Origin of the sequence: Flavobacterium sp. (genome assembly GCF_036405015.1) — a bacterium.
GTDB lineage: Bacteria > Bacteroidota > Bacteroidia > Flavobacteriales > Flavobacteriaceae > Flavobacterium.
Window position 1 is genome coordinate 21,814 of sequence record NZ_DASWYK010000075.1, and the last position, 7,186, is coordinate 28,999.

Here is a 7,186-nt window from a genome sequence, read left to right on the forward strand (position 1 = left end):
CTTATAAAATACAACAATAGAATATGTGGACTATTTGTAACGAATGTCAGGGACACGGTAAAAAAAGCCGAAGACTCAGCAAAAAAGTACGACTTGATTTTGAGACTGCCATGAATCAGTTTGAAAAATCTAATAAAGAAGGAAAAGCGCCAGTTCGTCCTAAAGCACCTTTATATACTTGTACTAACTGCAACGGATCTGGCTTAATAACTTCTGAAAGCTTCCCAAAGGCAGATCATGAAAATTATCCTCATGTAGCTATCATAGGTGCCGGTATAGGCGGAGTCGCTCTTGCCGTAGCTTGTTTACACCGTGGTATTCCTTTTTCTCTTTACGAACGTGACATCAATTTTGACGCTCGCTCTCAAGGTTACGGACTCACTTTACAACAAGCCGGCAAAGCCATTGAAGGATTCGGAATCACCTCTTTAGAAGAAGGAGTCGTTTCTACCAAACATATTGTTCATACTCCGGAAGGAAAAATAGTTGGCGAATGGGGCATTAGAAAATGGCTTGAAAAAGAGACGCCTACATCACCAAAACGTACCAATATACATATCGCAAGACAACTACTGCGCTTAGCATTACTGCAGCAGCTTAACGGAAATGATTCGATAAAATGGGGACATCAATTATTGAATTTCAAACAACTTGAAGATAAAACTCTTGAATTAAACTTTGAAGTTAACGGCGAAATAACGAAGACAAAAGCAGATATTTTAGTTGGAGCTGATGGTATTCGCAGTTCGGTTCGTAAACTATTAATTAGTGAAGAAAAAACACCATTACGTTATTTAGGATGTATCGTAATATTAGGAATTTGCCCTTTATCTGCATTAGAAAATTGTAACAGTCCGTTATTAGATTCAGCAACAGTTTTTCAGACCGCAAATGGAAATGAACGAATCTATATGATGCCCTACACTTCAGATTCTATTATGTGGCAGCTTAGTTTTCCTATGCCCGAAGAAGAAGCAAAAATATTAAGTGCTAAAGGTACAAAAGCACTCAAAGAAGAAGCTTGCCGAAGAACACAATGGCACGATCCTATTCCACAGATTTTATTAGCAACTCACGAAGCTCAAATTTCTGGCTATCCTGTTTATGATCGCGAATTACTTACACAAGACTTATTAAAAAATGCTGGAGCTGTTACCATTATTGGAGATGCAGCACATCCTATGAGCCCGTTTAAAGGACAAGGTGCAAATCAGGCATTATTAGATGCGCTTTCATTGGCTCGCGAAATCGCAAAAGGATGTAAATCTCCAAAATACTGGAAAGAACAAGGTGTAAGAGAAAGTGCACTGACGAAATATGAATTAGAAATGATAGAACGAAGCGCTTCTAAAGTTAAAGATTCTGCAGCAGCAGCTGAATTCCTGCATTCTGACATTGCACTTTACGAAGGTGATGAACCAAGAGGAAGATGTTTACTCAGGAAAAGTGATTTTTAATTGTTAATTGTCAATTGTCAACACTTTTACGCAAAATAAAAAAGCTCCAAATCAATGACTTGGAGCTTTTTTTATTATTTTGATCGATCTTACATTTCGTTCAAGTCGTTGAACTCGTGTAAAGATTTTAATGTGTTTTCGTAGAATAAGATTGCTGCGATAAGGTTTCCTTTATCAGAGTAAGGCATCATTTTTCTTTGAAACTCTACTGTTGTATCTAAGAAAGTTGTAGTACCAACTGCCTGATTATCTAAAATCTTTTTGTGGTCTCCATCGTCTGGAATACCTAAGTCAGCCATAGTAACACCTGGTTTAGTAACCAAAGCGATATAAGGAAGAGTTTTTACTAATACTTTAATACGCTCAATGTACAATTCTAAAAGTTCTCCTTTTTGCATACCAGCTAATTCTTTTTGATCGTGGTATTTACGGATTAATGCTGTTGTACTGATAATACTTCTTGGCGCATTTTTTGCCTGAGCTGAAACAGCCTCACTTGCCAATAAGAAAAGGAAACATAGTAAAATTATCTTTTTCATGTTATGAATTTGGATTTGGGTGTTGTTTGACGACAAAAATATGTATTTTAACTTAATTTACAAGTTTATTGATTTCTTTTTTTTGGATTTTTTTAACAATTCAGAATAATAGCAGAATTTACACCTATAATTCGTTTTTATTAAGAGTTTTCTATTACAAAACAAAAACTGCAATAGTATATTATCACCATTAAAAAATTGATTTTTTACTACTTAATAATTCTAAAACGTCCTGGATATTTGATCCAGATACTTTTTTTGTTTCCGTAATAATCCATAAATTCTTCGCAGACAAAAACAGCGTGAGCTTTTGACCAAGCCACAACGCCACAAAATTCACTTCCAGATTCGCGTTTTAATTTCTGAACCTGTTTCCCAATAGAGAATCCTAAGTATTTATAAATTGTGGGAGTATAAACAGTACCGTCTTCCAAATCTTCTAATGCTTTATCAAAAGTAGATTCTCTGTCAATAATTTGTTTGTATTTTGCCATTACTGCATAAGCAAGAACAGCATAATTTGTAATTTTTTCGGTGTCGCAATTGTCTTTGATATATACAAAACCTGCAGAAATTCGGGCTCTGTCTAATTCATCATTTTTAAGATCGAATGTTGCGTTATTTTTCAAGGTTATTTTGAAAAGCTTTTCACTTACAGTATCAGTAACAAAAAGATTAGCTAAACCGTAAACATTTAAAGAAGCTTTAATAAAAGCAATCGACGAACAATTGGTGCGTTCTCCCTGCTTGAAACTTTCAAATATTTTATCTGAACTTAATTGAGAATAGGAGTTAGAACAAACAAATATTAAAAGTAAAAATATCGAAGTAACGGATTTCATTGATTTGGGTTTTAATTCTTTCTCAAGTATCTTTTGAGAATTCAACTTTACAAATCTATAAAAATCAACTCATAGTTTTTTTACTTATTTACTTTTTACTTTTAAAGAGAAGATTCTAATTTCGTTTTTTGAGAAATCCTCATATAAACAATCACTTCTAACATCTAAAAATGAATCACTTATCATTAACTCCAAAGTCTTTAAAATTATTTAAAACAGTAATTAATCCGTTAGAAGTTAGTCAAAATATTTGAATAAAAAACTTATTAAAAAAAAGATTGTTTTACCTTTTTCTCCGAAAGTTAAACAGTAAAAAATCCCCGAACATAGTTTAACATTCAGGGATTACTTTTGTAAGCAAAATTATTTAAGCTTTCAATAATTATTTTTTAACCAACCAATTTTCAACTGCTCTAGAAAAATCGGCAACATCAATTGGATGGCGGCTTGTGATAATGTTTGCATCGGTTACTACGCTTTGTTCAAGCACAGTTCCTCCTGCATTTTTCAAATCTACTTGAATGTTCCAATAGCCAGTTAGTTTTCTTCCTTTTAATATATCCGCAGAAGCCAATACAACTGGAGCGTGACAAATAGCTGCAATCAATTTTCCAGCTTTATTAAAATCCTGAACAAACTTAATTACATCTTTATCGTAACGAAGATTATCTGGATTCCACGCACCTCCCGGAATAAATACTGCATCATAATCACTAACTTTAATTTGATCGGCTGTACGATCAAATTTAATCCAACCAACGGGCTGTAAATACTGAATCGCCATTACATGAGTTTTTGACATCTCTGGATAAACCAAACCATATCTTTCTGGTGCTGGATTGTATTTTGGAGCTACAATTTCTACCTCTGCTCCTAATTCTTTAAAATACCAAACTGGTCCGGTCAGCTCAATTTCTTCAAATCCGTCGGCTACAATTACGGCAATCTTTTTTCCCTTCAAAGCTGTTTTGTTTTTTACTGGTGTAAAAAAGAAAGCCCTTAAATCTTCGTTTCCTGGCGCATCTAATAATTTGGTTACCGGCATGTTGACAACAGCAGATTGCGTTGACAATTTGTTTACAATTTCGAATTCGTTACTTGTTTTCATTTCTTTTGTTTTTACGGTTACTTGTGCTTCTACATTTAATCCTGCAAATACACTTACGATACCTGCAACGATCATTTTACTAATTGTTTTCATTGTTTTTTAGATTTAAATATTGATACTTGTTTTTAGATTTTTATTCGCGAATAAGTGGTGCAAATTCGATTAGATTGTGAATTCCGTCTTGAAACGGCTGTTTCTTTATGCTTGAATTCAAAAAGTCAATTACAGGCTGGATCGGAGGAAAATTCAAATGATATTGAAAGGCTTCTTTATTTCTGAATTTTTCAAAAGTCACAAACTGAGTCGGATCTTCTTTTAATTGTGATAACTGATACGTCACGACTCCTGGCTCACTTCTAAATTCTGGCATCGCTTTGTGATACACTTTCATAAAATTACCTTCAGTACCTTTTTTGGTATCCACAAAAAGCATAATCGTTAATTGCTCCTCACCTTTTTTGCTGGTTTTACGCCATTGTTCTTTTTTAAGTGGCTCTAAATCTTTTACCTCGATTATTTTTTGAGGTACCAGCAAAGCTGTTTTGGCTAAGTCTTTTATTTCTTTGGAATTATTTCCAGACTTTTCCAATTCGTTTTGACTGATCCAACGTTCAAACAACCAGATAACAGATTGATCTTCTTGCTCGAAATACGCTTCCGCCATGATGTTTTTATCACTTAAAATTGACTTCTGAACATAAGCCGCAACAGCATTTTTAAATTTCTCTTGATATTCTTTCTTAACCTCATAGCGAGTAATTCTAGCACCAATTTCATTTTGAGCTGTTGCCAAAGCGCTGTTCATAAATAAGAGGGCAAAAATTCCTAAAACCTTTTTAGAAATAGACGGATTGTTTTTTATTCTCATGACTTTTGATTTTAAAGTTGTTTTCCAATTTGAATCAATAGGTCTGAAACTGCTTTTGGCTGAGATAAAAAAGGAGAATGACTGCTGTTGATTTCATAAATCGTTTTGATTCCGGCTTTTGAAATCATTTGATCTTGCAGTCTTGGCGAGATCACAATATCCTGAAGGGTTTTGATGTATATTTTCTCAACACTTCCAAAATTTTGAGAAGTTAGTGTAACGGCATTAGAAAACGGAATTGCAGGTTCAGCGCGATAATTGTCTTTTACTTTTTGTTTGGCCGCAGCTGTGCCATCATTAATAAACAAACGAGTTAAATCTTCAGATTTGACATCCAGTGTCAAATGATCTGCAGCTTCAATAAGGGTAGGTCCTAACTGCGAATCTGGGTCGGTTTTGGCAAGATCACCAATAGACTGGCCTGATGAAGGTAAAAAAGCACCAATGTAAATTAATCTACTTATTTTAGAAGGAATGCTTTCGGCAACGGCTGTAACCACCATTCCGCCCATGCTATGCCCTACTAAAACAACTTTTCTGTCTGCTTTTGAAATGGCTTCAATAACCTTATCACGATATAAATTTAATGATAAATTTTGAGGCTTCGTATTATCATTTCCATGTCCTGGAAGTTCTACCACAATTACCTGATGCCCATTTTTAATTAAACTGGCTTTTACTTCATCCCAAACATAAGGAGCCTGCCAAGCACCGTGTACTAAAACATAAGTTTGCGGTTTAAGATTTATGTTTTCGTCATTATTAGTACAAGAGGCAAATGAAGAAAATGAGGTAAAAGCCAATACTATCGCCATTACTTTTGGAATTACTCTTCTGTTTTTAAAAACAAAAACACCTAGATAATGAAACACTACTCCTACTGCCCAAGCAGCATTCTGCCAAAGCGGCCATAAATACGTTTGACCTGTTAAAAACCATACCAACCAAAGCAATGGTGTGGTTAATACAAATACCAATAAGTGAATTTTAAATCCTTTTTTTGGATTGAGGTGAGCATATTGCTCTTTTGCTAAATTTTTCATGATGTGTGATTTTATAAATTGAGATTATTTTAATTGTGTTCCTAGCTGTTCGACTTTTTGAAGCCATTTTGTTCGTTGTTTGTCAGTAGATTTTCTCATAAATCCGAAAGTCGAAAATCGGATGAGATCAAAGCCGACATAACCAAAAACTATATCTTTTAGAATTTGATACTGAGACGCGCGATAGATGAGATAAAACCACCATTTTGGCGTATCCATCGTAACCAAAAGCCTTAAGCTTTTTCCTTTTAAAAGTTTTTCTGGGAAAATTTTTCCTGAATGATGTTTGAATGCAAAATCGGGAAGTAGAATTCGGTCTATAAATCCTTTGGTAATAGCAGGCATAAATCCCCACCAATTCGGATAAGACAATACAATGTGGTCTGCCCACAAAATAAGTTTTTGAGCTTCAGCTAAATCGTCTTCTAGCTGTAATTTTTCTCCTGTTTTGTAACCGTCAGCAAGATTTACATCAAAATCAAGTTCAGAAATATAAATCGTTTTGCAGTTTGCTCCTGTACGTTCAACGCCTTTTTTATAAGCATTAAGCAATGCATTACAAAAAGAATTTTGAGAAGGATGCCCAAGTATAAGTAAGATATTCGTTTTCATAGCAGTATCATTTAATTTGACACTGCAAAGATTTTAAATAAAGCGAGGGCGTTCCTGACACAAATGTGTCAAAATATTATTGATGGGCTAATTTTTGTCGAATTCGGGTAAGCGACTGTCTTTCAATACCTAGAAAACTACAGAGATGCGAAATAGAAACTCTGTTAAACAGTCCAGAATGGTGTTTTATAAAATCGAGATAACGTTCTTCGGCGGTTTGAAATATGAAGCTTTCAATGCGTGCTTGTTGTCGTTTTAAAATTTCTTCTGCGACTAATCGGCCGTATCGTTCAAGATTGGGTAAATGTTCGTAAATCCATTGCATGTTTTCATAAGAAAGACAAACCATAGTTGTAGGTTCTAAACATTGAATGGAATATTTGCTGGGTTGTTGCGTGATAAAAGCGGGATAATGCGTCGCGTAATCTCCTTCAGAATAAAAACCGACGGTAATTTCATTTCCATCTTTATCTACAAAAGAGGAACGAACCAAACCATTTATCACAAAACCAATGCATTTTTGCACTTTTCCGAATTGCAGAAAAAAATCTTTTTTATCCAACTCTTCAATAGTAAGTTTTGAAGCATACTGCGTCAGTTCATCATCTGTCAAATTGGGACAAATTTGTTTCACTGAATTTAGAAATGCTTCTATATCTGATTCCATTTACTTTATTAAATTATTTTACCTACTACAAATCATTTAAGCATTTGTAT

The 7,186-nt window shown here is 34.3% G+C and carries 8 protein-coding genes; 1 reads left to right on the forward strand and 7 read right to left on the reverse strand.

What is annotated here, in order from left to right; all coding sequences use genetic code 11:
* The first annotated feature begins 23 nt into the window (after positions 1-23).
* Entirely contained in the window at positions 24-1,457 is a 1,434-nt protein-coding gene (locus tag VGE71_RS06215; protein WP_331137543.1) for an NAD(P)/FAD-dependent oxidoreductase, read from the forward strand.
* Between the two features lie 89 nt (positions 1,458-1,546).
* Here VGE71_RS06215 and VGE71_RS06220 read toward each other — a convergent pair whose 3' ends face one another.
* From VGE71_RS06220 to VGE71_RS06250, 7 genes are all read right to left on the reverse strand, one after another.
* Positions 1,547-1,996 (reverse strand): hypothetical protein, encoded by a 450-nt coding sequence (locus tag VGE71_RS06220; protein WP_144213410.1) that lies wholly within the window; start codon positions 1,994-1,996, stop codon positions 1,547-1,549.
* Positions 1,997-2,205: 209 nt separating this feature from the next.
* Positions 2,206-2,838, reverse strand: coding sequence for a hypothetical protein (locus VGE71_RS06225; protein WP_331137544.1), 633 nt, complete (start codon positions 2,836-2,838; stop codon positions 2,206-2,208).
* Positions 2,839-3,220: 382 nt separating this feature from the next.
* Entirely contained in the window at positions 3,221-4,039 is an 819-nt protein-coding gene (locus VGE71_RS06230) for a type 1 glutamine amidotransferase domain-containing protein (protein WP_331137545.1), read from the reverse strand.
* Positions 4,040-4,079: 40 nt separating this feature from the next.
* The gene (locus VGE71_RS06235; protein ID WP_331137546.1) at positions 4,080-4,814 is read right to left on the reverse strand and encodes an antibiotic biosynthesis monooxygenase family protein; all 735 of its coding nucleotides are present in this window, start codon (positions 4,812-4,814) and stop codon (positions 4,080-4,082) included.
* A gap of 11 nt (positions 4,815-4,825) precedes the next feature.
* Positions 4,826-5,857, reverse strand: a complete 1,032-nt coding sequence (locus tag VGE71_RS06240) for an alpha/beta fold hydrolase (RefSeq protein WP_331137547.1) — start codon at positions 5,855-5,857, stop codon at positions 4,826-4,828.
* A gap of 24 nt (positions 5,858-5,881) precedes the next feature.
* The gene (locus VGE71_RS06245) at positions 5,882-6,469 is read right to left on the reverse strand and encodes an NAD(P)H-dependent oxidoreductase (protein WP_331137548.1); all 588 of its coding nucleotides are present in this window, start codon (positions 6,467-6,469) and stop codon (positions 5,882-5,884) included.
* Between the two features lie 76 nt (positions 6,470-6,545).
* Positions 6,546-7,136 carry a Crp/Fnr family transcriptional regulator gene (locus tag VGE71_RS06250; protein ID WP_331137549.1) on the reverse strand — a complete coding sequence of 197 codons (591 nt, stop codon included), beginning with the start codon at positions 7,134-7,136 and terminating at the stop codon, positions 6,546-6,548.
* Positions 7,137-7,186: the final 50 nt, after the last annotated feature.

Bases quoted from the DNA above. Each gene is read 5' to 3' on its own strand.
- VGE71_RS06240 (WP_331137547.1), bottom strand. From the start codon at position 5,857: ATGAAAAATTTAGCAAAAGAGCAATATGCTCACCTCAATCCAAAAAAA.
- VGE71_RS06245 (WP_331137548.1), bottom strand. From the start codon at position 6,469: ATGAAAACGAATATCTTACTTATACTTGGGCATCCTTCTCAAAATTCT.
- VGE71_RS06235 (WP_331137546.1), bottom strand. From the start codon at position 4,814: ATGAGAATAAAAAACAATCCGTCTATTTCTAAAAAGGTTTTAGGAATT.
- VGE71_RS06220 (WP_144213410.1), bottom strand. From the start codon at position 1,996: ATGAAAAAGATAATTTTACTATGTTTCCTTTTCTTATTGGCAAGTGAG.
- VGE71_RS06215 (WP_331137543.1), top strand. From the start codon at position 24: ATGTGGACTATTTGTAACGAATGTCAGGGACACGGTAAAAAAAGCCGA.
- VGE71_RS06225 (WP_331137544.1), bottom strand. From the start codon at position 2,838: ATGAAATCCGTTACTTCGATATTTTTACTTTTAATATTTGTTTGTTCT.
- VGE71_RS06230 (WP_331137545.1), bottom strand. From the start codon at position 4,039: ATGAAAACAATTAGTAAAATGATCGTTGCAGGTATCGTAAGTGTATTT.
- VGE71_RS06250 (WP_331137549.1), bottom strand. From the start codon at position 7,136: ATGGAATCAGATATAGAAGCATTTCTAAATTCAGTGAAACAAATTTGT.